Source organism: Segniliparus sp. (assembly GCF_051660745.1).
Classification (GTDB): Bacteria; Actinomycetota; Actinomycetes; order Mycobacteriales; family Mycobacteriaceae; genus Segniliparus.
Window position 1 is genome coordinate 377,293 of the sequence record NZ_JBOFQF010000028.1, and the last position, 23,420, is coordinate 400,712.

At 69.3% G+C, this 23,420-nt stretch carries 26 protein-coding genes; 15 read left to right on the forward strand and 11 right to left on the reverse strand.

Annotated elements, in window-relative coordinates; translation table 11 throughout:
* Positions 1-24: 24 nt before the first annotated feature.
* Both ACRC20_RS09305 and ACRC20_RS09310 read right to left on the reverse strand, forming a co-directional pair.
* Complete coding sequence (locus tag ACRC20_RS09305) at positions 25-1,101, reverse strand: YeiH family protein (protein WP_438686206.1); 1,077 nt, start codon at positions 1,099-1,101, stop codon at positions 25-27.
* A 71-nt stretch (positions 1,102-1,172) separates the two neighbouring features.
* Positions 1,173-1,313, reverse strand: a complete 141-nt coding sequence (locus ACRC20_RS09310) for a hypothetical protein (RefSeq protein ID WP_438686074.1) — start codon at positions 1,311-1,313, stop codon at positions 1,173-1,175.
* Between the two features lie 103 nt (positions 1,314-1,416).
* Here ACRC20_RS09310 and ureB point away from each other — a divergent pair, with 103 nt between their 5' ends.
* The 4 genes from ureB to ACRC20_RS09330 all read left to right on the forward strand — a co-directional run bounded on the left by ureB (position 1,417) and on the right by ACRC20_RS09330 (position 5,051).
* Positions 1,417-1,791: an urease subunit beta gene (gene ureB / locus ACRC20_RS09315; RefSeq protein WP_438686075.1), complete on the forward strand. Its 375-nt coding sequence runs from the start codon at positions 1,417-1,419 to the stop codon at positions 1,789-1,791.
* The gene (locus ACRC20_RS09320; protein WP_438686076.1) at positions 1,788-3,503 is read left to right on the forward strand and encodes an urease subunit alpha; all 1,716 of its coding nucleotides are present in this window, start codon (positions 1,788-1,790) and stop codon (positions 3,501-3,503) included. The genes ureB and ACRC20_RS09320 overlap by 4 nt, the downstream gene beginning before the upstream one ends.
* A gap of 79 nt (positions 3,504-3,582) precedes the next feature.
* Positions 3,583-4,377 (forward strand): SDR family NAD(P)-dependent oxidoreductase, encoded by a 795-nt coding sequence (locus ACRC20_RS09325; RefSeq protein WP_438686077.1) that lies wholly within the window; start codon positions 3,583-3,585, stop codon positions 4,375-4,377.
* Between the two features lie 23 nt (positions 4,378-4,400).
* The gene (locus ACRC20_RS09330; protein WP_438686078.1) at positions 4,401-5,051 is read left to right on the forward strand and encodes an urease accessory protein UreF; all 651 of its coding nucleotides are present in this window, start codon (positions 4,401-4,403) and stop codon (positions 5,049-5,051) included.
* 11 nt (positions 5,052-5,062) lie between these two features.
* On the opposite strand, the gene ACRC20_RS09335 is transcribed toward ACRC20_RS09330, so the two are convergent.
* Positions 5,063-5,512, reverse strand: coding sequence for a DUF4189 domain-containing protein (locus ACRC20_RS09335; RefSeq protein WP_438686079.1), 450 nt, complete (start codon positions 5,510-5,512; stop codon positions 5,063-5,065).
* A gap of 198 nt (positions 5,513-5,710) precedes the next feature.
* Here ACRC20_RS09335 and ACRC20_RS09340 point away from each other — a divergent pair, with 198 nt between their 5' ends.
* The 4 genes from ACRC20_RS09340 (at position 5,711) to ACRC20_RS09355 (ending at position 8,290) form a co-directional block, all read left to right on the forward strand.
* A complete protein-coding gene (locus ACRC20_RS09340) occupies positions 5,711-6,532 on the forward strand; it encodes a site-2 protease family protein (protein WP_438686080.1) in 822 nt (273 codons plus the stop codon).
* An 88-nt stretch (positions 6,533-6,620) separates the two neighbouring features.
* The gene (locus tag ACRC20_RS09345) at positions 6,621-7,523 is read left to right on the forward strand and encodes an arylamine N-acetyltransferase family protein (RefSeq protein ID WP_438686081.1); all 903 of its coding nucleotides are present in this window, start codon (positions 6,621-6,623) and stop codon (positions 7,521-7,523) included.
* A 108-nt stretch (positions 7,524-7,631) separates the two neighbouring features.
* On the forward strand, positions 7,632-7,949 hold the full coding sequence (locus ACRC20_RS09350; RefSeq protein ID WP_438686082.1) for a hypothetical protein: 318 nt from the start codon (positions 7,632-7,634) through the stop codon (positions 7,947-7,949).
* 8 nt (positions 7,950-7,957) lie between these two features.
* On the forward strand, positions 7,958-8,290 hold the full coding sequence (locus tag ACRC20_RS09355; protein WP_438686083.1) for a hypothetical protein: 333 nt from the start codon (positions 7,958-7,960) through the stop codon (positions 8,288-8,290).
* 91 nt (positions 8,291-8,381) lie between these two features.
* Here the strand turns inward: ACRC20_RS09355 and ACRC20_RS09360 are convergent, their stop codons facing one another.
* The 4 genes from ACRC20_RS09360 to ACRC20_RS09375 form a co-directional block, all read right to left on the reverse strand.
* On the reverse strand, positions 8,382-9,839 hold the full coding sequence (locus tag ACRC20_RS09360; protein ID WP_438686084.1) for an NAD(P)/FAD-dependent oxidoreductase: 1,458 nt from the start codon (positions 9,837-9,839) through the stop codon (positions 8,382-8,384).
* A 202-nt stretch (positions 9,840-10,041) separates the two neighbouring features.
* Positions 10,042-10,383, reverse strand: a complete 342-nt coding sequence (locus ACRC20_RS09365) for a Rieske (2Fe-2S) protein (RefSeq protein ID WP_438686207.1) — start codon at positions 10,381-10,383, stop codon at positions 10,042-10,044.
* A gap of 10 nt (positions 10,384-10,393) precedes the next feature.
* The gene (gene nirB / locus ACRC20_RS09370) at positions 10,394-12,943 is read right to left on the reverse strand and encodes a nitrite reductase large subunit NirB (RefSeq protein ID WP_438686085.1); all 2,550 of its coding nucleotides are present in this window, start codon (positions 12,941-12,943) and stop codon (positions 10,394-10,396) included.
* A gap of 2 nt (positions 12,944-12,945) precedes the next feature.
* Positions 12,946-13,293, reverse strand: a complete 348-nt coding sequence (locus ACRC20_RS09375; protein ID WP_438686086.1) for a molybdopterin oxidoreductase — start codon at positions 13,291-13,293, stop codon at positions 12,946-12,948.
* A gap of 243 nt (positions 13,294-13,536) precedes the next feature.
* Here ACRC20_RS09375 and ACRC20_RS09380 point away from each other — a divergent pair, with 243 nt between their 5' ends.
* The gene (locus ACRC20_RS09380) at positions 13,537-14,193 is read left to right on the forward strand and encodes a DUF4333 domain-containing protein (RefSeq protein ID WP_438686087.1); all 657 of its coding nucleotides are present in this window, start codon (positions 13,537-13,539) and stop codon (positions 14,191-14,193) included.
* On the opposite strand, the gene ACRC20_RS09385 is transcribed toward ACRC20_RS09380, so the two are convergent.
* Positions 14,184-15,134: a 5'-3' exonuclease gene (locus tag ACRC20_RS09385; protein WP_438686208.1), complete on the reverse strand. Its 951-nt coding sequence runs from the start codon at positions 15,132-15,134 to the stop codon at positions 14,184-14,186. The two genes, ACRC20_RS09380 and ACRC20_RS09385, sit on opposite strands and share 10 nt — an antisense overlap.
* Before the next feature lie 31 nt (positions 15,135-15,165).
* Between ACRC20_RS09385 and ACRC20_RS09390 the strand changes: the two genes are divergently transcribed.
* The 3 genes from ACRC20_RS09390 to ACRC20_RS09400 all read left to right on the forward strand — a co-directional run bounded on the left by ACRC20_RS09390 (position 15,166) and on the right by ACRC20_RS09400 (position 19,226).
* The gene (locus ACRC20_RS09390) at positions 15,166-16,770 is read left to right on the forward strand and encodes an amidohydrolase (RefSeq protein ID WP_438686209.1); all 1,605 of its coding nucleotides are present in this window, start codon (positions 15,166-15,168) and stop codon (positions 16,768-16,770) included.
* A 139-nt stretch (positions 16,771-16,909) separates the two neighbouring features.
* Positions 16,910-18,481, forward strand: coding sequence for an apolipoprotein N-acyltransferase (gene lnt / locus ACRC20_RS09395; protein WP_438686088.1), 1,572 nt, complete (start codon positions 16,910-16,912; stop codon positions 18,479-18,481).
* 7 nt (positions 18,482-18,488) lie between these two features.
* Positions 18,489-19,226: a polyprenol monophosphomannose synthase gene (locus ACRC20_RS09400; protein ID WP_438686089.1), complete on the forward strand. Its 738-nt coding sequence runs from the start codon at positions 18,489-18,491 to the stop codon at positions 19,224-19,226.
* Between the two features lie 54 nt (positions 19,227-19,280).
* On the opposite strand, the gene ACRC20_RS09405 is transcribed toward ACRC20_RS09400, so the two are convergent.
* Positions 19,281-19,628, reverse strand: a complete 348-nt coding sequence (locus ACRC20_RS09405) for an RNA polymerase-binding protein RbpA (protein WP_438686090.1) — start codon at positions 19,626-19,628, stop codon at positions 19,281-19,283.
* Between the two features lie 133 nt (positions 19,629-19,761).
* The gene (locus ACRC20_RS09410; RefSeq protein WP_438686091.1) at positions 19,762-20,136 is read right to left on the reverse strand and encodes a nitroreductase family deazaflavin-dependent oxidoreductase; all 375 of its coding nucleotides are present in this window, start codon (positions 20,134-20,136) and stop codon (positions 19,762-19,764) included.
* Between the two features lie 209 nt (positions 20,137-20,345).
* On the opposite strand from ACRC20_RS09410, the gene ACRC20_RS09415 reads away from it, so the two are divergent.
* On the forward strand, positions 20,346-21,221 hold the full coding sequence (locus ACRC20_RS09415) for a hypothetical protein (protein WP_438686092.1): 876 nt from the start codon (positions 20,346-20,348) through the stop codon (positions 21,219-21,221).
* Between the two features lie 22 nt (positions 21,222-21,243).
* Here the strand turns inward: ACRC20_RS09415 and ACRC20_RS09420 are convergent, their stop codons facing one another.
* Positions 21,244-22,197 (reverse strand): GlxA family transcriptional regulator, encoded by a 954-nt coding sequence (locus ACRC20_RS09420; RefSeq protein WP_438686093.1) that lies wholly within the window; start codon positions 22,195-22,197, stop codon positions 21,244-21,246.
* Positions 22,198-22,263: 66 nt separating this feature from the next.
* Here ACRC20_RS09420 and ACRC20_RS09425 point away from each other — a divergent pair, with 66 nt between their 5' ends.
* Positions 22,264-22,827 (forward strand): isochorismatase family protein, encoded by a 564-nt coding sequence (locus ACRC20_RS09425; protein WP_438686094.1) that lies wholly within the window; start codon positions 22,264-22,266, stop codon positions 22,825-22,827.
* Complete coding sequence (locus ACRC20_RS09430; protein WP_438686095.1) at positions 22,824-23,402, forward strand: DJ-1/PfpI family protein; 579 nt, start codon at positions 22,824-22,826, stop codon at positions 23,400-23,402. The genes ACRC20_RS09425 and ACRC20_RS09430 overlap by 4 nt, the downstream gene beginning before the upstream one ends.
* Positions 23,403-23,420: the final 18 nt, after the last annotated feature.

A 23,420-nucleotide genomic window follows, 5' to 3' on the forward strand; every position in this document is an offset into this window, starting at 1 on the left:
GGGCTTTCGGGCGCCGGGCGCGGCTCAGCGGTACCAGCCGAGCACGCGGGAGGCGAGGAGCACGAGCCCCAACGAGATCGCCGCGACCACGACGAGGCCGATCACCGCGACGAGGAACGGGCGCCACCCGGACTTGGCGAGCTGGCGGAAGTCGGTGGACAGGCCGACTCCCGCGAAGGTCAAGAGGAACGCCCATTTGGACAGGTTGTCGACATTGGCGATCTGCCCCTTGCTCAACAGGCCCGCCGTGGCGACAGCCGCGACGGCGACGAAGCCGAGGACGAACTTCGGGAACTTCTGCCAGAGGAATTTCGCCCGCGCGGCGCCGCCCTGCGGCGCTTCCCCTTCGCCCCGAGCGGCCCAGTAGATGGCGAAGCCCAGCACCACGAAGCCGATCAGCCCGTTGCGCACCGACTTGACCAACACGGCGGTCTTGCCCGCCTCGGGGGAGTACAAGTAGCCGGTCGCGGCTGTCTCCGCCGTGTTGTCCACGGCCAATCCGGCCCACAGCCCGAACTCGTGGTCGGTGAGGCCGATGGCGTGGCCGAGCGCGGGCAGGGTGAACAGCCCGACCGCGCCGAGCGTGAGGATCGCGGCGATGGCGTAGCCGGCTTCGGAGTTCTTCGCCCGGATCGCGCCCTTGGCCGCGACGATCGCGGAGACTCCGCAGATCGAGGTGCCGATGGCCAGGAGCGAGCCGAGTTTGCCGGAGAGCCCCAACAGCCGCGCGGCGAGCAGGATGACCGCGCCCGCGACCACCATGTCCACGATGATCTGCACGAAGGCGAGCCCGCCGAGCTTGACGAGGTTCAGGAGCAGGAACCGGACTCCCAGCAGGACGATGCCCGCCTTGAGCCAGAACTCGTATGTGGCGACTCCGGGCCGGAACACGGGGCGAACGCCGACGGTGTTCACGATGACGAGGCCGAAGAGGATGGCCCAGAGCACGTACTCGATATCGGGCAGCGGCGTGTGCGTGGCGGCTCCGATGGCTTTGAGCTCGGCTTGCGCCCACTTGCCCGCCAGCCCGACCGCGAGCAGGAGCGCGATCCCGGGGAGGAGCGCGAGCGCGCCTCGCACGGTCAGCGGCCCGTTGAACACCGGCCCGTCGAACGGCGAGTCCTCCGGCTCCTCGGCGGCCGTGGCGCGCTCGGCCGCAGCCGTCCCCGCGCTCACCAGGGGATCCTCGGCAGCACGCCGAGCGCGGCCAAAGCGACGACCGCCCCGCTGGCGATCACCGCCCACCAGTCGGCTCCGAGCCCGCGCCGGGCGGGCGGCGGCGTTGCCGCGGTTTCTGGGTCGTGTTCGGCCATGGCTGTAGCCTGGCACGGCCCGCTCTTCGGGGCAACCATTTGCCGCACCGGGAACGCAACCCAGGCCGAGCGGACGAACTTGCTGCTCAAGTACAGTGATCGCATGATTCCTGGCGAGATACTCGGCTCCACTGGCTACGCCCCCAGCTATATCGAGTTGAACGAGGGCAAGCCGTCGATTCCGTTCGAGGTGTGCAACACCGGCGACCGGCCGGTGCAGGTCGGCAGCCATGTCCATTTCGCCCAGGCCAACACGGCGCTGCGGTTCGACCGGGATCGCGCGCACGGGCTGCGGCTGGACATTCCGGCAGGCACGGCGGTGCGCTTCGAGCCGGGCGTGGCCAAGCAGGTCTTCCTGACGCCGCTCGGCGGAGCCCGCTACGTGCCAGGTCTGAGCCTCGACCCGCCGGGGAGCCTCGGCGCGCCCGTGGAAGTCCAGATCATAGAAGAGAGCAGCGAAGACGGGGTCGAGGAATGAGCCGCATCGACCGGGTCCGCTATGTGGGCCTCTACGGGCCGACCGTCGGCGACCGGATCCGCCTCGCGGACACGGACCTGTTCATCGAGGTCACCGAGGACCGTTGCGGGGGCCCCGGCCTCGCGGGAGACGAGGCCGTGTTCGGCGGCGGGAAAGTGCTGCGCGAGTCGATGGGCCAGGGGCGGGCGACCCGCGCGGAAGGGGCTCCCGACACCGTCATCACCGGCGTGGTAGTGCTCGACTGGTGGGGGGTGGTCAAGGCCGACGTCGGGATCCGCGACGGGCGGATCGTCGCGCTCGGGAAAGCGGGGAACCCGGACACGATGGACGGCGTGCACCCCGACCTCGTGATCGGCCCGTCCACCGAGGTGATCGCGGGGAACGGGAAGATCCTCACGGCGGGGGGGATCGACTGCCACGTGCATTTCATCTGTCCGCAGATCATCCCCGAGGCGCTCGGCTCCGGGCTCACCACGCTGATCGGCGGCGGCACCGGCCCGGCCGAGGGCTCGAAGGCGACCACGGTGACCCCGGGGGCGTGGCATCTGGCCCGGATGCTGGAGGCGCTCGACGGCCAGCCGATGAACTTCGTCCTGCTCGGCAAGGGCTCCACGGTGTCCGAGGAAGGCATGTGGGAGCAGCTGCGCGCGGGCGCCTGCGGCTTCAAGATCCATGAGGACTGGGGCGCGACGCCCGCGGCCATCGACGCCTGCCTGCGGGTCGCGGACGCGTCGTGCACGCAGGTCGCGCTGCACACGGACACGCTCAACGAGCTCGGCTACGTCGCGGACACCCTGGCCGCGATCGGCGGGCGGGGCATCCACACCTACCACACCGAAGGCGCGGGCGGCGGGCACGCACCGGACATCATCACGGTCGCCGCGCACACGAACGTGCTGCCCAGCTCGACCAACCCGACCCGGCCGCACACGGTGAACACCATCGACGAGCATCTCGACATGCTCATGGTCTGCCATCACCTGAACCCGGCGATCCCCGAGGACCTCGCGTTCGCGGAGAGCCGCATCCGCCCGTCCACGATCGCGGCGGAGGACTTGCTCCACGACATCGGGGCGATCTCGATGATCGGCAGCGACGCCCAGGCGATGGGCCGCGTCGGCGAGGTGGTCATCCGCACGTGGCAGACCGCGCACGTCATGAAGCGCAGGCGGGGGGTTTTGCCCGGGGGCGGGCTGGCCGACAACCTCCGCGCGCGCCGCTACGTCGCCAAGTACACGATCTGCCCGGCGATCGCGCACGGGCTCGACCACGAGATCGGCAGCGTGGAGCCGGGCAAGCTCGCCGACCTCGTGCTGTGGGACACCGCGTTCTTCGGGGTGCGCCCGCATCTGGTGCTCAAGGGCGGCATGATCGCGTGGGCGCAGATGGGCGACGCGAACGCCTCGATCCCCACGCCGCAGCCGGTGCTGCCGAGGCCGATGTTCGGCGCGGCGGCGGCCCCGCAGACCTCGGTGCACTTCGTCGCCCCCGCCGCGCTGGAGGCGGGCCTCGCCGACCGTCTCGCGGTGCGCAGGCGCCTGGTCGCCGCGAAAGACGTGCGCGCCGTGCGCAAGTCGGACCTCAAGCTCAACGACGCGACTCCGGACATCCAGGTCGACCCGGACACGTTCACGGTGCGCGTGGACGGCGAGGTGTTCGAGGAGCAGCCCGCCGAGGTGCTGCCGATGGCGCAGCGCTACTTCTTGTTCTAGTTCTGCTGTTCTAGCCCGCCGAATTCGGGGACGCAGAGAAACTTGCATACGCAATATTTGTGTGCGTACTATATTGCGCATGCAGATTGATTTGAACGGAAAGACCGCCCTGGTGACCGGGTCCACGCAGGGCATCGGCTTCGCCATCGCGAAAGCGCTCGCCGCCAGCGGCGCCCGCGTCGCGCTCAACGGCCGCTCGCAGGCCAGCGTGGACGGCGCTGCCGACCGGCTGCGGGGCGAGGTTCCAGGCGCCGATCTGGTCGCGCTCGTCGCCGATGTCGCGACAGAGGAGGGCGCCGCCGCGGCGGCCAAGGCGTTGCCCGAGGTCGACGTGCTCGTGAACAACCTCGGGATCTTCGGCTCGGCGGAGCCGCTGGAGATCTCCGACGCCGAGTGGCGGCGCTATTTCGAGGTCAACGTGCTCTCCGCGATCCGGCTCACCCAGCAGTACCTCCCGGCGATGACCGCGAAGGGCTGGGGCCGGATCCAGTACATCGCCAGCGACTCCGCCATCGCCATCCCGGCCGAGATGATCCACTACGGGGTGTCGAAGACCGCGCTCTTGGGCGTCTCGCGCGGCTTCGCCAAAGCGGCGGCGGGCACCGGCGTCACGGTGAACTCGGTGATCGTGGGGCCGACGCACACCGGCGGGGTGGAGGACTTCGTCTACCAGCTGGTGGACAAGTCCCTGCCGTGGGAAGAGGCGCAGCGCGAGTTCATGAAGGCATACCGGCCGCAGTCGCTGCTGCAGCGGCTCATCGAACCGGAAGAGGTCGCGAACCTGGTCGCGTACTTGAGCTCCCCGCTCGCGTCGGCGACGACCGGGGCGGCCGTCCGGGTCGACGGCGGATACGTGGACGCGATCGTGCCCTGATCGGCGCGCTATCCTTTGGTGCGATGAGCCCCGTGTCCGCCCTCCTGCTCGCGCTCGCCGACTCGCGGCTGCCGACCGGGGCGCACGCGCACTCCGGCACGATGGAGGAGGCGATCGCCTCGGGCATGGTCTTCGACCTCGCGAGCGCGGAGGCGTTTCTCGTGCGCAAGGCGAAGACCACGGGCCTGACGGGCGCGTCGATCGCCGCGCACCTCGCGGCGGGGCGGTGCGACGTGGCGCGGGCGGAGCGTCTCGCGGACTCGCGGACCCCCTCGCCCGCGTCAAGGGACGCGTCTCGGGAGCAGGGCAGAGGGCTGGCCCGGCTGGCCAGGACGAGCTGGCCGGATTTCGCGGCGGCGCTGCCGAACCAGCCCCATCTGAGCAGGCCCCACCTGTCCACTGTGCTCGGCGCGCTCGGCGCTCACCTCGGCCTGCCCCCCGGCGATGTGGCGGGGCTCTTCGTCTACACGTCCATGAGCGCCGCGGCGACGGCGGCTCAACGCCTGCTCGCCTTAGACCCCTCGCTCATGGCGGCGGCGACGCTGCGCCTCTCGGCGCTCTGCGACGAGACGGCCGAACGGGCCGCGAGCGGATTGCAAGAGCTCTCCGACCCGCTCGGCGACATCCTCGCGGAACGGCACGAGCTGAGGGACCAGGCTTTATTCCGGTCCTGAGGCTCGAAAGCTCAGCGGCCGAGCTTCGACTCGAAGCCCGCGCAGTAGGTGGTGACCAGCACGCACTCCTGCGCCCCGGCCTTGCAGGCGTCGAGGACGCGGACCTCGCGCGCGTCGGTGTCGTCGTCATCGCCGAGCTCGGCGAAGAACTGGGCGTTCTTCACCTCTTTGCCGTCGTCGTCCTTGCCAGTCTTGACGCCCTTGGCGACAGTGGCGCAGGCGTTGGTGAAGCTGGTGACGACTTTGCAGTCGGTGGCGCCGTTGCGGGCGCAGAGGTCTTTCGCGAAGCCCTCTTCGGTCTTGCGGGTCGCGGGGCCGGAGATCGTGCCGATCGCCCCCGTGCTCGGCGAGACGGCGATGGCGGCGTTCCAGTTCTCGTCCGCGGAAGCGGTGGACAAAGCCGAGGCCATCGGGGCTACGGCGAGTGCTGCGGAGGCGATGAAGGTCGATAACAATCTCATAACGAGGGATTGTAAAGGCAAGGCGGAATTTGTGCGAGCCGAACCGCAATGCGTCCGAAGAATTCAACAAGTTGTTCATCAGATGAACTCTTCGCGGGGCAGATCGCGCCGCGGACGAGCCCTTGCTCGGGCGGAGCCGGGTCTTGCCCTGAAGAGCCTTGCCCTGAAGAAACACGGCGCGACGGGTACGGTGATCGGGTGAATCACACCTCCGCGTTCAAGGGGATCCGGCCCAGCCCTGTCTTTCTCGGCATACTCGCGGCCACCGCGTTCGGCGGAGCGCTCGCCTGGATCGGCGAGCCAGGCGGGCCGTTGGCGACTTTCGGGGCTTTCGTCTTCGTCCTGGCGGGCTGGTTGACGACGCTGTGCCTGCACGAGTTCGGCCACGCCTTCGCCGCGTGGCGGTTCGGCGACCACGACGTGGCGATCAAGGGCTACCTCGACCTCGACATCCGCCGCTACACCGATCCGATCAACTCGTTGGTGATCCCCCTGGTGATCATCCTGATCGGGGGCATCGGCCTGCCGGGGGCCGCCGTCTACCTCGACACGCAATGGATGGGCAAGAAGCAGCGCAGCATCATCTCGCTGGCCGGGCCCGCGGCGAACCTCCTCGCCGCCGTGGTCTTGCTCGGCGCGGGCGCGGCGGGCGAGGCCTCGCTCGCGTGGATCGACTGGGACGGCGCTGGCGGCGGTGTGTTGCGGCCCGGGCACTTCGTGTTCTGGTCCGCTGTGCAGTTCCTCGGGCTCTTGCAGGTCTTCGCCTTGGTGATCAACCTCCTGCCGATCCCCGGCCTCGACGGCTACGGCGCGATCGAGCCGTGGCTCTCCTACGAGACCCAGCGCAAGCTGCACCCGGTCCGGCAATGGGGCTTCCTCGTCCTCTTCGGCATCCTGCTGCTCCCGAACCCCGTCGGCTCACTGGTGCGCAGCTTGATCTGGCAGGTGTTCGACCTGCTCGGCGGCAACGGGCTCCTCGCCGCGTACGGCCAGCACTTCGCGTTGCCCTGGCAGCGGTGAGCAGGGCCGCGCGGGCGCGCGGCGGCGAGTTGCCAGATTGCTCGGGAACAGGCGTCCTGGCGGGCCGGAGCCGATTAAGCTTGGCGGTGTGAGCAGCGCGACCCCGGCACAGGAGGGCACGGCACAGGCGGCTTCCTCCGTGTGGCGCTTCGAAGGATTCGACCTCGACCGGTATTTCACGAGGATCGGCTACACGGGGGGAGCGGAGCCGACTTTCGAGACGTTGCGCGCGCTGCAGCTCGCGGACGCCACGAGCATTCCGTGGGACAACATCGACATGGTCTTGGGCAGGCCCGCAGTCCTCGACCCCACAGGGGTCTTGGACAAGATCACCATCGGTCGCCGAGGCCTGACCTGCGAGGAGCGAACGACGCTCTTCGCGGCGGCGCTCTCCGCCCTCGGCTTTCATGTCGAATGCCGCTCCGCCAGGGTCAGGATGGGGGCGAAAAAGATCACCGGCCTGTCGCACGCGGTGGTCTGGGCGGAGGTCGACGGGCTCGCGTACGCGTGCGACGTGGGCTTCGGGGTGGGGCCGCTCGAGCCGGTGCGGCTCGAAGACGGGGCGCGCAGCGTGGTCGGCCGGTGGGAGCACGCGATACGGCGGGAGGACGGCGAGTGGGTGCTCTCGGGCCTCCGCGAGGACGGCTGGGTCGATTTGAGCGCTTTCGCCGACGTTCCCCGCTATCCGGTGGACAACCTCTACACGAACCACTTTTTATCGACCCATCCCAGATCGCCGTTCCGCAAGAGCCCGCGCGTGTCTCGGATCAATGCGGAGCAGATGGTCGTGCTCAACGAGGGCGAGCTGCGCGTCGCGACCCCGGTCGAAACGCTGAGCGCCGTCGAGGTCGCCCCGGAGGACACGCCCCGTGTGCTCGAAGAGGAGTTCGGCGTGGTGCTCGGGGCGGAGGACGGCGCGCTTGTGGTCGCGAGGATCCGGGACATGCGGGACAAGCCCGCGTACAACACCCCGGAGGAGATCCTCGGCTGACGGCGCTCGGCGGGGCTCTGCGGAAGGCCGAAAAAGGATCTTGTCGTTTTCGGCGCGGGGGCGTAGCGTTTCTCTTGCCAGCGGCAATTACCAGATGAGGTGATTCGTTTGAGTATCGTCGGCACGGATTGGCACACCTTCACAGCCTGGGGCAACGGGTATTACACGGTCCAGGTGAATATCCCGCCCGCAAATGTCGCCGTTGAGACCGCTTTGTACGGACAAAGCGGCGGAGGCACGAATTACGCCGGAATCATGCACTACCGCCGCCGTCTGTCCAACGGCACGGACAAGGATATCGATTTCGGCGCTTGGACAAGCTGGCCCGCAGTGTTCTACGACCACATCAGTTCGGTCACGTTCGCCACGGCGACCGGTTCGGACCAAGAGGCGTGGCTCATCGGCCGCATGGATTACTGGGGATAGGTGAAGTCATGGAATTCAGTTCAACAGGACTGCACAAGGTGCAGTCGGTCAGTTCCTGCCTGCTCTTCGACCCGCGAGACGGGAGCATACGGCACCTGCATCGCGTCGTGACGATCGAAGGCGCTGCCCCGACGTCGAAGGCCGAGCTCGAAGCTCAGACTTTGGCGGAGGCGAAGAGGCTGGGATTGCCCGCAGAACAGTTGCAGGTGCTGCACGTCGACGAAGAGGCCTTGGCGGAGCCCGCCCGCTACTCCGTCGACCTGACCACGAGAAAGCTCGTGAAAGGCAAACAGCTGGCGCACGCAGGCATGCCCGGACTGGGCGTGAACGGCCGAGCGTGAGACCGTGAGGCGCAGGCGGCGCGAGAGCGCGGCCTGCCGATGAGAGGGAAGGCGCGGACCGAGCCGCTGGCCGCGCCCTCCTGCTCGTCGTCTAGCTCGAAGCGGCTTTCGAGACGGGCGCCGAGGATTCGATCTCGGACGCGCCGCCAACTTCGGGAGCCGCCTTGTTCTCGCTCGTCTCCTCGGCCGCTGCCGCCGCTTGCTCGCGCAGGATCGCATTGCGCTCCAAAAGCGCGATACGGGCTTGGATCTGCTGGTGCGTGATGGTGAGCTGCGCCCTGCCCGGCGTGATGAAGGCGGCCAGCCAGGACAGCGTCGTCGTCAACCGGCTCTTGAACCCGACCAGGTAGTACAGGTGGATGAAGAGCCAGAGCACCCAGGCGAAGAAACCGGAGAACTCGAACTTCCACACCTTCGCCACCGCGGAGAAGCGGGAGATGGTGGACATCGAGCCTTTGTCGAGATATTTGAACTGCGTGCGGGGCTCGCCCTTGAAGTCGCCCTTGATCATTTTCGCGACGTGCTTGCCGCCTTGGATCGCGCCCTGGGCCATGCCGGGGACGCCGGGGACCGAGGCCATGTCGCCGATCACGAAGATGTCCGGGTGGCCGGGGAGGGACAGGTCTTTGTCGACGACGACCCGGCCCGCGCGGTCGAGCTCGACCCCGGTCTGCGCGGCGAGCTGCTTGCCGAGCGGGCTGGCAGACACCCCGGCCGACCACACTTTGCACTTCGTGGCGATGGTGTGCAGGTTGCCCTCTTTGTCCTTGTAGGTGACGCCGTCCTGGTCGACGTCCACCACGATCGCGTCGAGCCGGACCTCCACGCCGATCTTCTCAAGATGCTGCTTCGCCTTGAGGCCGAGCTTCGCGCCCATCGGGGGAAGCACGGCGGGCGCGCCGTCGAGGAGGATGATCCGCGCTTTGCGGGCGTCGATGTTCTTGAACGCGTTCTTGAACGTGCGGTGGGCGAGCTCGGCGATCTGGCCCGCGACCTCGACGCCGGTCGGACCGGCGCCGACCACGACGAAGGTGAGCGCCCGCTCTTGCTCGACGGGGTCGTTGGTCGCCTCGGCGAGCTCGAACGCGCCGACGATGCGTCCGCGCAGCTCGAGCGCGTCGTCGATGGTCTTCATGCCGGGGGCGAACTCGGAGAAGTGGTCGTTGCCGAAGTAGGACTGGTCGGCGCCCGCGGCGACCACCAGCGTGTCGTACGGCGTGGCGACCACGGTCGCGGCACGGCGGCGCGACCCCGCGATCCGGGACACCACGGTCTTCGACGCGGTGTCGATCTGCTCCACGTCGCCGAGGAGCACTTTCGCGTTCTTCTGCTTGGCGAACATCAGCCGGGTCGGCGGGGCGATCTCGCCCTCGGAGAGGATGCCGGTCGCGACTTGGTAGAGCAACGGCTGGAAGAGGTGGTGGGTGGTCTTGGCGATGAGCGTGACCTCGACGGGAGCCCCGTCGAGGGCCTGCGCGACATTGACCCCGCCGAAACCGGATCCGATCACCACCACACGCCGAGGAGTCTCTTGTGGGGTCTGGCTCATGCGGTTCGCCTCCTGTAGTGTCCGCGTTCTCTACCCCATTGCATACCACAAGAGGGGGTCCCATGTCCGCCGGGAATCACTGACGCGCGCGGCCGCATCGGCTCCGACGTGGGATGGAGGCGAAGACGCGGCCCCAGGAATTTCCAGTTGTTACAGAAGACACAGGATCGCCGCGCCCAAACCGGGGCGGGCCCGGCCCAGGTCAGCCGCCGAGCGAGACGAGGATCCGGCCGTTCTGCTCCCACGCGCTGTAGACCGCGAGCCTGCCGACTCCCTCGCTGGTGCACAGGCCGCTCGCGAGGCTGAAGGCGTACTGGTGCAAGGGGCACACCACCACGCCGAGGTCGACTTGGCCGTCCGCGATCGGCCCGGCCTTGTGCGGGCAGACGGCGGAGGTGGCCCGAAGCTCGCCGTTGTCGAGCAGGAAGACGGCGATCTGCGCGCCGTCCACCGCGTACGCGCGGCCCTCGCCCGGCGTGAGGTCGGAGACGGGCCCGACGTCGTGGGCCTCGCCCGCCTGCGGCGGAGGAGAAACGCTGTCCACCTGCAAAGGTCTAGCCACGGCTGCCTGCCTCCATGTTCGCGGCCGGCTTGTCGCCGGAGCGGATCGGGACCAGCGGCAACGGCACGAGCGGCAAGGCCGACTGGAATTGCGCCGGAGATTTCGGCTCGGCGCGCTCCAGCCAGGGGTCGCGGTATCCGTCCACCGATTGCTGCATACGCGCCTCGAGCCCCTCGCAGATTCCTTCCGCGTCCTCGACCAAGAGCCGCTTGAGCTCGTCCAGGCCGACGCGTGGCACCCAGGTGTAGGTGCGCTCCAGCCATTTCGCGTCCTCGCGGTAGTGCTGGATGAACCGGCTCGCGACGACGAGCACCTCCTCGGCGGAGCCGACGGTGGCCAGGAGGTCGCCCTTGCGGATATGCGCCCCGGCCGCTCCGCCGACGTAGATCTCCCATCGGCCGTCGCCGACCGCGACGACGCCGAAGTCCTTGCACAGCGCCTCCGAGCAGTTCCGGGGGCATCCGGCGACGGCGAGTTTGAGTTTCGCGGGGGTTTCGAGGCCTTGGAAGCGCTCCTCGATCTTGATCCCGAGGCCGGTGGAGTCGTCGAGGCCGAAGCGGCAGAAATCGCGCCCGACACAGGTCTTCACCGTGCGGAAGCTCTTCCCGTAGGCGTACCCGGACGGCATGCCCAGGTCGCCCCAGACCTTCGGCAGGTCTTCTTTTTTGATCCCCAGCAGGTCGATGCGCTGCCCGCCGGTCACCTTGACCATGGGGACGTTGTACTTGTCCGCCACATCGGCGATCTTGCGCAGCTGGTCGGGCGTGGTGACCCCGCCCTTCATCTGCGGCACCACCGAGAACGTGCCGTCCTTCTGGATATTGGCGTGCACCCGGTCGTTGATGAACAACGCGCCGCGCTCGTCCACCCAGTCCGGGCCCCACACCATCCGCAGGAGCGAGGCGAGCGCCATCTTCGCCGAGGCGTCCTCCCCGTTCGGGGCGAGCGCCGCGAAGACCTGCGAGACCGCCCGCAGGTCGCGGGCCCTGACCTCCTCGAAGAGCTGGGCTTTCGTCAGCGGGATGCACGGCACGTAGTAGTCGGCGGCTGGGTCGGCGGTGAGCGCGCCGCCCGCCGCGCACGCCACGATGTCGGCGACCAGGCCCTTGCAGGAGCCGCAGCCCTTCCCCGCGCGGGTCTTCGCGACCACCTCGCCGAGCGAGGTCGCGCCCGCCTCGACGCACGCGACGATGTGCCCCTTGGTGACGCCGTTGCAGTTGCAGACCTGGGCGTCGTCGGCGAGCTCGGCGGCCCCGGCCGCAGCGGAGGGCGTCCCCATGTCGAAGAGCATGCTGATGCGCTCCTCCGGCAGGGCCACCTTGTCGTCGAACGCCTGGGAGAGGAAGCCGACCTTGCTCACATCGCCGAGGAGCATGGCGCCGATGAGCTTCCCGTCGCGGACCACGACGGATTTGTAGGTGCCGCTCTTGGGCTCGTAGAACTGGACGAACTCGTCGTCCGGGCGCTCCGGGCCCTTCACGCCCATCGCGGCGACGTCGACGCCTGCCACTTTGAGCTTGGTGGTCAGGCGCGAACCGTGGTACGCGGCCTTCGGGTCCTTCCCGGTGAGGTGCTCGGCGAGGACGATCGCCTGCTCCCACACCGGCGCGACGAGGCCGAAGGTCTCGCCCCGGTGCTGGCAGCATTCGCCGATCGCGTAGATCGACCCCTCGTCCTCGCAGCGCATCTGGTCGTCGACGACGACTCCGCGCTCGACGACGAGCCCGGCGGAGCGGGCCAGCTCGGTGTTCGGGCGGATGCCCGCCGCGACCACCACCATGTCGGCGGGGATGACCTCGCCGTCTTGGAACTGCACGCCGGTGATCTCGTCCTGCTCGTCGCGCACGACTGCGGTGGTGCGCGCCGAGGTGCGCACCACGATGCCGAGCTCTTCGATCCGGGACCGCAGGATCGACCCGCCGCGCTCGTCGAGCTGCTGGTTCATCAAGTGGCCGGGGGAGTGCACGACGGTCACGTCCAGGCCCTGGGTCTGCAGGCCGTACGCGGCTTCGAGGCCAAGGAGGCCTCCGCCGACCACGACGACGGTCGTGCGGTCGCGGGAGGACGCGAGGTCGAGCATGCCGTTGGTGTCGGCGATGGTCCGGAAGCCGAAGACCCCTCTGCCGAGCCTGCCGTCCGCCTCGCGGAGCCCGTCCATGTTGGGGTAGAAGACATTGCTGCCGGTCGCGACGACGAGGACGTCGTAGGGGATCTCCCGGTCGCTCTCGCAGACGACGGTCTTGCCAAACCGGTCGATCTTCACCGCGCGGTCCCCGGCGTAGAGGCGCACGCCGTGCTCGCGGTACCAGCTCATCGGGTTGAGGAAGAAGTCCTCGCTCTCCAGCGTCGTCTCGCCGGAGAGCACATGCGAGAGCATGATGCGGTTGTAGTTGCCGTAGGGCTCGTCGCCGATCATCGTGATCTCGAAGAGGTCCGAGCCGCCCCGCGCGATGATCTCCTCGGCGGCGCGGGCCCCCGCCATGCCGTTGCCGATCACGACGAGCTTGCGCCGCTGGTCGGATTGCTGGTTCTGCGCTGTCACGGTCAGACCTCCATGAGTCCGAAGTCGACGACGATCTCGCCCGCAGTGCCCGCGGGCGCCGCGACGACGAGTTCGAGCCTGGAATCCGGGTCGACGTCTTCGACGACCCGCAACGGGATGTTCACCCCCGAGCGGGCGCCCATGGGGAAGTGGCGCATCGGGGCCCCGTCGCGCCAGAGCGAGACGACGACGAGCTCGTCCGTGGAGTTGCCGCCCCGGAAATACAGCGGCTGGGCCGTGGTCCCCGGGGGCACGGTGTAGACCAAGGCGGGGTCGATGAGGGCAGGTTTCGAGAGGCCCTCGCCGGAGAACGGAAAAACGCCTTGGAGAAATTTCGGGGTGCTCGCCATAGTCTCCGAGGGTCGTCGGCGGTGGTGACGCAACCACTACGCCTATGTTATCGAGTCATCAACAAGATCTCAGCGCCTCGCGCCGAGGGCTGTGCGGGCAAACCCCGGGCTCCTCTCGGAGCGGTCGCGCCGTCGTGGGGGCAGAAGTCTCGACGATCCGCGCGACCCCTGTGTGCAATAATGGGCGAAGTTCTATCGACTAGGGCGACATGCCTGGTCAAGAGGGTGAAGGAGCTTGATCGCATGACTGGACCGTACGGCCCGTCAAACCCGTATGGGGCCCCAGGAGGCAATCCCGGCAACCCGTACGGCCAGCCCCAGCAGCCCCCGTCGCCCTACGGCGGCAGCCCTTATGGCGGGCAGCCGCAGCAGCCCCCGTCGCCGTACGGCCAGCCGCAGCAGCCTGGGCCGTACGGGCAGCCGCAGCAGGCTCCGTCGCCCTATGGCCAGCCGCAGCAGCGGCCGTACGGGCAGCCGCAGCAGGCTCCGTCGCCCTATGGCCAGCCGCAGCAGCCTGGGCCGTACGGGCAGCCGGGGTTCGGGGCTCCGCAGCAACAAGGCGGGGGAGCGCTCAAAGGCGTCCTCATCGGGGTCGGCGTCCTCGTCTTCGTCGGCGTCCTCGGGTTCGTCGGGCTCTGGTTCTTCGGCAGGCAGAAGGTGCTCGACACCAGCCAAGCGGCCAAGGACGTGAAGGGCGTCCTCACGGCCGCCGCGCCGAACGGATACGGCGAAACCAACATCACCGATGTGAAATGCCCCGATCTCGGCAGCGTCATCAAGGTGGAGAAGGACAGCACGTTCACCTGCTCCTTGAAGAAGGACGGCAAGCAGACCACGGTGAAGGCCAAGTTCACCAACGACGACGGCGACTACCAGGTTGGTCCGGCGGATCAGCCGTAAAGGGCTTCGAGCAATCGGCGCGCGGACGCGCCCGCCCCGAGCTCCTCGGCGAGCGCTGTGTACCGCGCCAGGTCTGCGGGCTGGGACGAGATCGCGTCGTCGCGGTCCAATCGGACCGGGGCGTCCTCGCGGGTGAGGACCACGCGCACCGCCCGGTCGATGTAGTCCTCAGCGGCGACGAGCGCGCCCTCGACACGGGCAGAGGCGGCTTTGGCCGAGGACACCTCGCCGCGTTTGGCGGCTTCGAGCGCGGCTGCGAGGCTGCCGAATGCGCTGACCAGCTTCGACGCGGTCTTCTCGCCGACTCCGGCCACGCCGGGGAGCCCGTCTGACGGGTCGCCCCGCAACACCGCCAGCTCCGCGTACGCGACTCCTGCCCGTTCGAGCGGCACGCCGTAGCGGTCGGCGACCTCGGCGGGCCCGAACAACTCCGACTTCGCCACGCCGCGCCCGATATAGCGCACTCGGACAGGCGCCGGGTCGTCGGCGACCAGTTGCAGAAGATCTCGGTCGCCGGTCACGACGACGACGCCGTCGCGGCGCTCTCGGGCCGCGAGCGTCGCGATGACATCGTCTGCCTCGAAGCCGTCCGCGCCTGCGGTGGCGACCCCGGCCGCGTCGAGCAGCGCGAGGATCATGCCGACCTGGGGTCCCAGCGACTCCGGCTCCGCCTCGCCGGGGCCCGCGCCCGCAGCGTCGGGATCGCCGCCGGGGGCGACGCGGTGCGCCTTGTACTCGGGCAGGAGCTCCACCCGGAATCTCGGGCGCCAATCGAGGTCGAGGCACACGGCCAGCCGTTTCGGGCCGTCGCGCTCGACGAGCGCGGCGAGCATGTCGCAAAAGCCTCGGACGGCGTTGACCGGGCGGCCGTCCGGCGACGTGATCGACTCGGGCAAAGCGTAAAAAGCGCGGAACCACAAGCCAGCGGCGTCCACGAGCATCAGTGACATGGCTCCGAGTCTGGCACACTGGATGTTCGTGTCCACCGAACTGTCCACCACCGTCTTCTACGGCGGACGAGTCCACAGCCCGACGGCTCCGGAAGCGACCGCGATCGCCGTCCAAGACGGCCGGGTGGCCTGGCTCGGCGAGGACCGCGCGGCGCGGGAGCTGTTCCCGCAGGCGCACCTCGTCCCGCTCGACGGCGCGTTCGTGGCGCCGGGGTTCGTGGACGCGCACGTCCACCTCGCCGACGCGGGCCTCGCTTTCGCGGCCCGAGGGCTCGGCGGAGCGGTCTCGCGGGCCGAGGCCTTGCGGGCGTACGGGGCCGACGCGCGGCGCAAGGCGGGCGAGCTGGTCTGGCTTGGGACATGGGACGAGTCGAAATGGGATGTGCCCGAGCCGCCGACGACCGACGAGCTCGAAGCCGTCGCGCCGGGCGCCATGGTGTACAGCCCGAGGGTGGACGTGCATTCCGCCGCCGCTTCCGCCGCGCTTCGCGCCGCTGTTCCCGGGCTCGCCCAGGCCAAGGGTTTCCACCCGCAGGCCCCGCTGACCGGCGAGGCGCACCATTTGGTGCGGGCGGCGGCCAAGGCGCTGCTGTCCGCGCAGCAGCGCGCGGCGGCGCGGCAGACCGCGCTCGACCACGCGCTCGCCCGAGGCGTGGTCGAGGTCCACGAGTGCGCGGGCCCCGAGATCTCCAGCAAGGAGGACCTGGCGGCGCTCCTCGGGGCCGAGCACCCCGTCGCGCGCGTCGGCTACTGGGGCGAAGCCGTCGAAACAGCCGACCAGGCCCGCGAGTTGCTCGCCGAGACCGGAGCCGCAGGCCTCGCGGGCGACCTCTTTGTCGACGGCTCGCTCGGGTCGGGCACCGCGTGGCTTTCCGAGCCCTACCTCTCGACCGGCGGGCACGGCAACGCGTATCTCAGCCCCGAGGCGGTCGAGGCGCATGTGCGGGCGACCACGGAGGCGGGCGTGCCAGCGGGTTTCCACGTGATCGGCGACGCGGCCATGGCTGCGGTCGTCCGGGCCTTCGGCGCGGTGGCAGCCGATGTCGGCGGCCCCGCCCTCGCCCGGTGCGGACACCGCTTGGAGCATGCCGAGATGACGACTGCGGAGCACGCCCGGCTGCTGGGGCAATGGGGGGTGGCCGCGAGCATGCAGCCGCTCTTCGACGCGCTCTGGGGCGGACCGGGCGGGATGTACGAAGGACGCCTCGGCGCGGAGCGGGCCAGCAGGCTGAACGATTTCGCGCAACTCGCGTCGGCGGGGGTGGTGCTGGCGTTCGGCTCGGACGCGCCGGTCACCGACGTCGACCCGTGGGCTTGGGTCCGCGCGGCGGCGAACCACCACCGGCCCGAGTCGAGGATCTCGGCGCGAGCCGCGTTCCTCGCGGCCACCAGGGGCGGGCGGCGCGCCGCAGGCAGCAGGGACCAGTTCGCCGGGACGCTCGTCCCGGGGGCGGGGGCGACGTTCGCGGTGTGGTCGGTCGAGGGGTACGCCGAGGCCGGGCCGGGCCGGGCGAACAGCTGGTCCACAGACCGGCGCACACATCAGGCCCCGCTGCCGGATCTGTCCGCAGGCGCTCCGTCGTGCAAGATGGTCGTTGTGGACGGAGATGTCGCGCATGCGATTTAACATTCCCACCGCCCAGACCGCGATCTCCGGCGTTGTCGGCTCCTCGCGTACCCCGGCTCGTTCCTCGCCGTCTTCGTACGCCACGTCGCCTGCCGCCTTGAATCTCATCCGTCTGGATCGGCGGGGCTTTCAGTGGGGTGTGCGCACGATTGGCTCCGCGCTGAGCGGCTACGGGCTCGCCGACACCTTCCCGCCGCACGACAAGCTGTGGTGGGCCGCCCCGGTCTTCCTCGCGTTCTTCTTCATCCTGCTCCGGCCGGAACTGCGCGGCGCGCGGCGACGGCTGACCGGCTTTTGGTCCGGCTACGCCTTCGGATTCGGGTTCTTCGCGCCGCTCCTCTCGTGGACGGGAATCTTCGTCGGCAGCGGTCCCTGGCTCGCCCTCTGCGCCTTCCTGTCGCTGTACACAGGACTGTTCGGCTGGATCGCGGTGCGGCTCTGGGAGGTGAAGTTCTGGCCGTTCTTCGTCGCGAGCGCATGGACGGCGTGCGAGTGGCTGCGGGGCAGCTGGCCGTTCGGCGGCTTCCCGTGGGGGCGGCTCGCGTTCGGCCAGGCGGGGGGTTGGCTCGCCCCGGCGGCGACGCTCGGCGGCGCGAGCTTCCTCTCGTTCGTTGTGGCGTTGATCGCCGCCGGGCTCGCGCGGGGCATCCCGGACAAACGTCCGGGGCGGGCATGGGGCGTGTTCGCGGCGACCGCCGCCGTGCTGCTCGGCTGCGTCCTCGTCGGCAAGGCGGCACAGCCCGACCCCGACGGCGGTCGGCGGCTCGAAGTCGCGGCGGTCCAGGGCGGGGTGCCCAAGCTCGGCCTCGACTTCAACGACCGGCCGACGGCGGTGCTCATGATGCATGTGGACGAGTCGCTCCGGCTCGCGGGCCAGGAGCAAGCCGGGGCCGCGCCGAAAGCGCAGCTGGTGGTCTGGCCGGAGAACGCCTCCGACATCGACCCTGTGGTCTACCCGTGGGCGGGGGACCGGATCACCGGGGCCGCGCAGGCCTTGGGCGCGCCGATCCTGGTCGGCACGCTCGACACCTCGGACGAGGCGGCGCCGCACAACACCGTGCTGGTCTGGGACCCGCAGTCGGGACCGGTGGACCGCCACGACAAAATCATCCTCCAGCCGTTCGGGGAGTACCTGCCGATGCGCGGCTTCTTCCGGTTGTTCTCCCCATACGCCGACCGGGCGGGCAGGTTCGTCCCCGGCACGGGGGACGGCGTGGTCCGGGCCCCGGTCGCGAAGGGCGGCCAGGTCCCTGTCGGGGTCGCCACCTGCTACGAGGTGATCTTCGACCGCGCGCTGGTCGGCGCTGTGCGGAACGGGGCGCAGATCATCGCGGTGCCGACCAACAATGCGACGTTCGGCGACAGCGACATGACCTACCAGCAATTGGCGGCCTCGCGGATCCGCGCGGTCGAGCTGGGCCGCTCGGTCGTGGTGGCGGCGACGACCGGGGTCTCGGCGATCATCCTCCCCGACGGGCGCATGGTCGCCGAGACGGGCAAGATCAAGCCCGCATGGCTGGCCGCCGACGTGCCGTTGCGCTCGGAGCGAACCCCCGCCACCTATGTGCTGCCCTGGCTGGACGGCCTCCTCCTCGCGTTCACGTTCGCTGGTTTCGTCCTTGGGATTCGACGCGGTAGGCTGGCCCAATCCACTGGGCTGGCCCAGTCCACAGAGCAAGCTGAAGAGCCGCTTGAGCTCGCAGAGAAGTAGGAAGAGCATGACGCCCAAAGCGACTGGTCGGACGTTGGTGATCGTCCCCACCTATAACGAGCGGGAGAACATCGTCCGCATCCTTCCGCGCCTGTTCGCGGCGAACCCGGACGTCGAGGCGTTGGTGGTGGACGACGGCAGCCCGGACGGGACTGGGCAGATCGTGGACGAGCTGGCGAAGGACGAGCCCCGGCTGAACGTGATGCACCGCACCGGGAAGGGCGGGCTCGGCTCCGCGTATATCGCGGGCTTCCGGTGGGGGCTCGAGCGCGGCTTCGCGGTGCTCGTCGAGATGGACGCGGACGGCAGCCACGCTCCGGAGCAGCTCCCGCGATTGCTCGACAAGGTCGAGGCGGGCGCGGACCTCGTCATCGGCTCGCGCTACGTGCCGGGCGGGACCGTGGTGAACTGGCCGAAGCAGCGCGAAGTGCTCTCGCGCGGCGCGAACGTCTACGCGCGACTGGTGCTCGGCACCCACGTGAAAGACATCACCGGCGGATTCCGCGCGTACCGGGCCGAGGTGCTCCGCAAGATCGACCTCGACGCGGTGGAGTCGCGCGGCTATTGCTTCCAGATCGACCTGGCGTGGCGGGCCCAGCAGGCTGGCTTCACCGTCGCGGAAGCGCCCATCACCTTCACCGAGCGCGAGATCGGCTACTCGAAGATGAGCAAAGACATCGTCTTCGAGGCCTTTTTCAAAGTGGCCCGTTGGGGCTTCGACCACCGGTTCGGCGGGCGGCGCTAGGCCTGCCCGCCCGGCGACGGGTTGGGAAGCCGGATCGGATTCCGGCGACCCGGGTCAGACTCCGGTGACCCGGCGTTTCTGCTTCAAGAATTCGAGCCGCTCTTTCAGGAGCTCTTCCAGCTCGTCGGTGGTGCGGCGCTCCAGCAGCATGTCCCAGTGGGTGCGCGGCGGCTTCTGCTTTTTGACCTCGACGTTCTCGTCGCCCTCGATGAGGTAGCCCTCCTGGCCGTTTTTGCACAGCCAGGTCGGCGGGATCTCGGCGTCGTCAGCGAAGGGGACGAGGAACTCCTCGTTGTTCTCGGTGCGGTACTTCGCCATCCGCCTGGGCGCGAGGTCGTGGTTCCGATCGGTCTCGTAGCTCACCGCTCCGAGCCTTGATCCGCGCAACACTCGATCAGCCATGTCCGTCATCTCCTCGTTCTGCGCCGGGCTCGTTCTGCATTGGGCGCCTGCGCCGCAGTGCCCCATTATGCCATAATCCGGTGAACGGCGCTGCTCCGTGAGTTATTCCCGGGGCGCAGAGCCCGGGCTTTGCTCAGCGTTTGGGCAGGACCGCGACCGACTCGAAATTCCCGAGGCCGACGACGGCCTTCGGCAGTCCGGCGAGGTTCGCGGCCGCGCTCGGCAGCACCTGTGGCGGCCCGATGCCGAAGGTCGCGCCGCGATGGACGACCTCGCCGCCGCCCGCCGCCGCGAGGTTCTTGAGCCAGTCGCGGTCGGGACCGTAGGTGAGGACGACGAGGAAGCCTTCGGGAGCGTCGAAGAGCACCACGGGAGTCGAGTACGCCCGCCCGCTGGTGCGCCCGGCGTGTTTGATCGCCCCGAAGAGCGGCGCCCATGGCGCGATCGTCCCGAGGACTGGGTTCGTGACTCGGCGATTCAATCGCGCGACCCACTGCGGCAGCTGCATGTGTCCAGTGTAAGCCGCTTTTCCTGGGTTTGGCATGGGCTCCGCGGTCGGCGGGGGCGAGCATCGAATATGTACTATACTATTTTGTATAAATAACAAGTCTGACGCACCGGCTTCCCGGCGCTGCGATGTCGAGTTCGGAGAAGACACAATGGCTATATCCCCAGCGTTATCGACGAGGAACACCCGTGAGGAGCGGTCCGTGCGATTTGCGCTCGCCCTTTCGGGGGGGCGCGATGGTCTTGGTCTACGGGCTCTCGTGGATCGCGCAGTACTTTCCCGCGACCTATCGGCCCGAGGCGCTCCGGACGCACTGGTGGTGGACGGACGGGCCGACAGCAACCACGCCCATGGTGTACGCGATGCTCACGGGCCTCGGCGCGATGTTCGTGCAAGCGGCCCGCGAGCCTGCGGCGCATCGCAGCCTGATCCAGTCGGGGGCGGTTGTGTTCGCGGCCGCCCAGGCGGTGCTGGTCGTCGCGGCAGCGGCGCGGCGCGGCGACCACGGGCATCTCGTCGGCGATGCGCTGGTGGGAGCGCTGCTGGCCTCGGCGCTGCTCTGGTCGTGGCGGCGGTCGCGGTCGCAGGTCTCGGGGTTGGAGGCGCTCGGTCGCGGCTCGGGGAGGCCGGTTCCGCCGGAGTACCGGTCGGTGAGCGCGCTCCTGCGCGGGATCAGCGCCATGATGCTGATGTTCGTCGTGCTCAGCGGATGGCTGGTCGCGCACGGGCACTATGGCGACGACCTCGTCGCCGGGACCGGGCATGCTCGCGCGGGCTGGTTCGAGCATTTCGCGTTGTGGGGGAAGGACGACGTGTACGGCCAGCTCTTCGGCGTGGTGTTCGTGGTGTTCGCCGTGTTCCTCTGGCGGGCCGCGAGCGATCCCGTCGGGCATGACACCTTCATCTTGAGCTTCGTGTTCGTGCAGGCGCTGCATGTCGTGGGGATGGTCTTCTACTGCGCCCTGCATCCGGAGCACGTCCATCACCTCTATCAGGATGTGGCGTTGCTCGTTGTCCCGTTGTTGTTGTTCGCCGCATTGTGGACGTCCGCGCGGCGGAGCGTGCCGGGCGCGGGAACGGCGTAGGGGATTTGCTCCCCGGCTGGGCTCAGCCCGCGAAAGCCCGCCGATACGCGGTCGGGGTGGTGCGCAACTGCTTGCGGAAATGCTGGCGAAGGCCTTCGGCGGAGCCGAGGCCGACGGCGTTGGCGACCTCGTCGACGCCGAGGCTCGTCTCGGCGAGCAGCCGCTGCGCGGCGGCGACGCGCTGTCGGAGCAGCCAGGCGCCAGGGCTCGTCGCGGTCTCGGCCACGAATTTCCGTTGGAAGCTGCGTGTCGAGAGCAAGGCGCGGCGAGCCATATCGGCGATGGCGATCGGCTCGGAGAGGTGTTCGATCGCCCACTGGCGGATGTCTGCCAGCGAGTCCTCGGGGCGTTGCGGCACGGGTTGTTCGATGTATTGCGCCTGCCCGCCCTCGCGGTGCGGCGCGATGACGGTGCGGCGGGCGACCTCGGCAGCGTGCGCGGCCCCATGGTCTCGGCGGACGACGTGCAGGCACAGGTCCAGCCCGGCGGCCACCCCCGCGCTGGTGAGGATCCGTCCCTCGTCCACGAAGAGCACGTCGGGGACGGTCGTCACCTTCGGGTAGCGCCGGGCCAGCTCCTCCGTGTGCATCCAGTGCGTCGTGGCCCTGCGGCCGTCGAGCAGTCCTGCCTCGGCCAGGAGGAAGGCTCCCGTGCAGACCGACATGACCCGTGCTCCTCGCGCGTGCGCGGTTCTGAGGGCCTCGACCGCTTCTTCCGGAAACGACAGGCCGGGGACGCCGCATCCCGGGACAACGACGGTGTCCGCCCCCTCCAGGGCCGTCAAGCCGCTCTTCGGGCACAGGACGACGCCGGTGCTGTCCGGGGCGGGCCCGGCGGACAGCCCGGCGAGCTCGAACGCGTACTTGCCCTCGCCGCAATGCCCGAAGAGGTGCGCGGGCGCCGCGAGGTCGAGCAGGACCACGCCCGGCAGGGCGAGAGCGACCACTCGGTGCGGCCGGTTCGCAGTCTTTGGCATTTTTCTATGGAACCATGGCATTCATGCCACTGGCAAGGGGCGCCTGGGCGCGGGAGACTCGGAGCCATGACACACATCGGCACTGACACCGCTCTCATCGTCATCGACGCGCAGAAGGGCTTCGACGACGAGGAATACTGGGGCCCCAGGAACAATCCCGAGGCCGAGGCGAACATCGCGCGCCTCGTCGCGCATGCCCGCAGGCAAGGCTGGCTCGTCGTCGCCGTGCAGCACGCCTCGAAGGTCGCAGGCTCCCCGCTCAGCGCTGGAACGGAGGGTTTCGAGCCGAAAGACCCGCAGCTGTACGCGTCCGCCGACCTCAGGGTCGTCAAAAGCGTGCACGCGGCGTTCTTCGGCAAACCCGACCTGCACCAAGAGCTCCAAGCCCGAGGAGTGTCCCGGATCGTCGTCACCGGGATCACCACGAATTTCTGCGTCGAGACGACTTCGCGAGTCGGCTCCGACCTGGGCTACGAGGTGGTCTTGCCGCTCGACGCGACACACACCTTCGACAGGTTCAGCGGACGCGATCAGCGATGGATCACGGCGGACGAGATCGCTGCTGTGACTGCGGCGAACCTCGACCGCGAGTTCGCCACCGTGACGAGCACCGACGAGGTCGTCCGATGAGCCGCATCGACATCCTGCTGTTCGACGGGGTCGAGGAGCTCGACGCGGTCGGTCCGTGGGAGATCTTCGCGGCCTGGGCGCACCTGCATCCCGAGGACGGGTGGACGGTGCGGATGATCAGTCCGGACGGGGCGCCGGTTGTCTGCGCGAAAGGGCTCGTGCTCGCCGCGCACGCGGGGCTGGACGACCTCGACGGGACCGGCGTGCTCCTGCATCCGGGCGGGATCGGCACCCGCGCCCTGATGCGCGACGAGCGGCATCTGGACTGGGTCCGAGCGGCGCGGGAAGCGGTCCCGCTGCTCGCCAGCGTCTGCAGCGGGTCGCTGGTCTACGCGGCGGCGGGCCTGCTGCGGGGCAAGCGCGCGACGACCCATTGGGGAGCGCTGGATCTGTTGGCCAAGGCCGACCCCACAGTCGTCGTGGACGCGCACGCCCGGTGGGTGGACGAGGGCGACATCGTCAGCTCGGCGGGAGTCTCCGCCGGGATCGACATGGCGCTGCACCTGGTCTCGCGTCTGGCGACACCGGAGCGGGCGGAGGAAGTGCGCCACTACGTGGACTACGCGCCCGCCTGACGCTCAGGCAGACTAGAG

Bases quoted from the DNA above. Each gene is read 5' to 3' on its own strand.
- ACRC20_RS09310 (WP_438686074.1), bottom strand. From the start codon at position 1,313: ATGGCCGAACACGACCCAGAAACCGCGGCAACGCCGCCGCCCGCCCGG.
- ureB (WP_438686075.1), top strand. From the start codon at position 1,417: ATGATTCCTGGCGAGATACTCGGCTCCACTGGCTACGCCCCCAGCTAT.
- ACRC20_RS09320 (WP_438686076.1), top strand. From the start codon at position 1,788: ATGAGCCGCATCGACCGGGTCCGCTATGTGGGCCTCTACGGGCCGACC.
- ACRC20_RS09325 (WP_438686077.1), top strand. From the start codon at position 3,583: ATGCAGATTGATTTGAACGGAAAGACCGCCCTGGTGACCGGGTCCACG.
- ACRC20_RS09330 (WP_438686078.1), top strand. From the start codon at position 4,401: ATGAGCCCCGTGTCCGCCCTCCTGCTCGCGCTCGCCGACTCGCGGCTG.
- ACRC20_RS09335 (WP_438686079.1), bottom strand. From the start codon at position 5,512: ATGAGATTGTTATCGACCTTCATCGCCTCCGCAGCACTCGCCGTAGCC.
- ACRC20_RS09355 (WP_438686083.1), top strand. From the start codon at position 7,958: ATGGAATTCAGTTCAACAGGACTGCACAAGGTGCAGTCGGTCAGTTCC.
- ACRC20_RS09360 (WP_438686084.1), bottom strand. From the start codon at position 9,839: ATGAGCCAGACCCCACAAGAGACTCCTCGGCGTGTGGTGGTGATCGGA.
- ACRC20_RS09375 (WP_438686086.1), bottom strand. From the start codon at position 13,293: ATGGCGAGCACCCCGAAATTTCTCCAAGGCGTTTTTCCGTTCTCCGGC.
- ACRC20_RS09380 (WP_438686087.1), top strand. From the start codon at position 13,537: ATGACTGGACCGTACGGCCCGTCAAACCCGTATGGGGCCCCAGGAGGC.
- ACRC20_RS09385 (WP_438686208.1), bottom strand. From the start codon at position 15,134: ATGCTCGTGGACGCCGCTGGCTTGTGGTTCCGCGCTTTTTACGCTTTG.
- ACRC20_RS09390 (WP_438686209.1), top strand. From the start codon at position 15,166: ATGTTCGTGTCCACCGAACTGTCCACCACCGTCTTCTACGGCGGACGA.
- ACRC20_RS09400 (WP_438686089.1), top strand. From the start codon at position 18,489: ATGACGCCCAAAGCGACTGGTCGGACGTTGGTGATCGTCCCCACCTAT.
- ACRC20_RS09405 (WP_438686090.1), bottom strand. From the start codon at position 19,628: ATGGCTGATCGAGTGTTGCGCGGATCAAGGCTCGGAGCGGTGAGCTAC.
- ACRC20_RS09410 (WP_438686091.1), bottom strand. From the start codon at position 20,136: ATGCAGCTGCCGCAGTGGGTCGCGCGATTGAATCGCCGAGTCACGAAC.
- ACRC20_RS09420 (WP_438686093.1), bottom strand. From the start codon at position 22,197: ATGCCAAAGACTGCGAACCGGCCGCACCGAGTGGTCGCTCTCGCCCTG.
- ACRC20_RS09425 (WP_438686094.1), top strand. From the start codon at position 22,264: ATGACACACATCGGCACTGACACCGCTCTCATCGTCATCGACGCGCAG.
- ACRC20_RS09430 (WP_438686095.1), top strand. From the start codon at position 22,824: ATGAGCCGCATCGACATCCTGCTGTTCGACGGGGTCGAGGAGCTCGAC.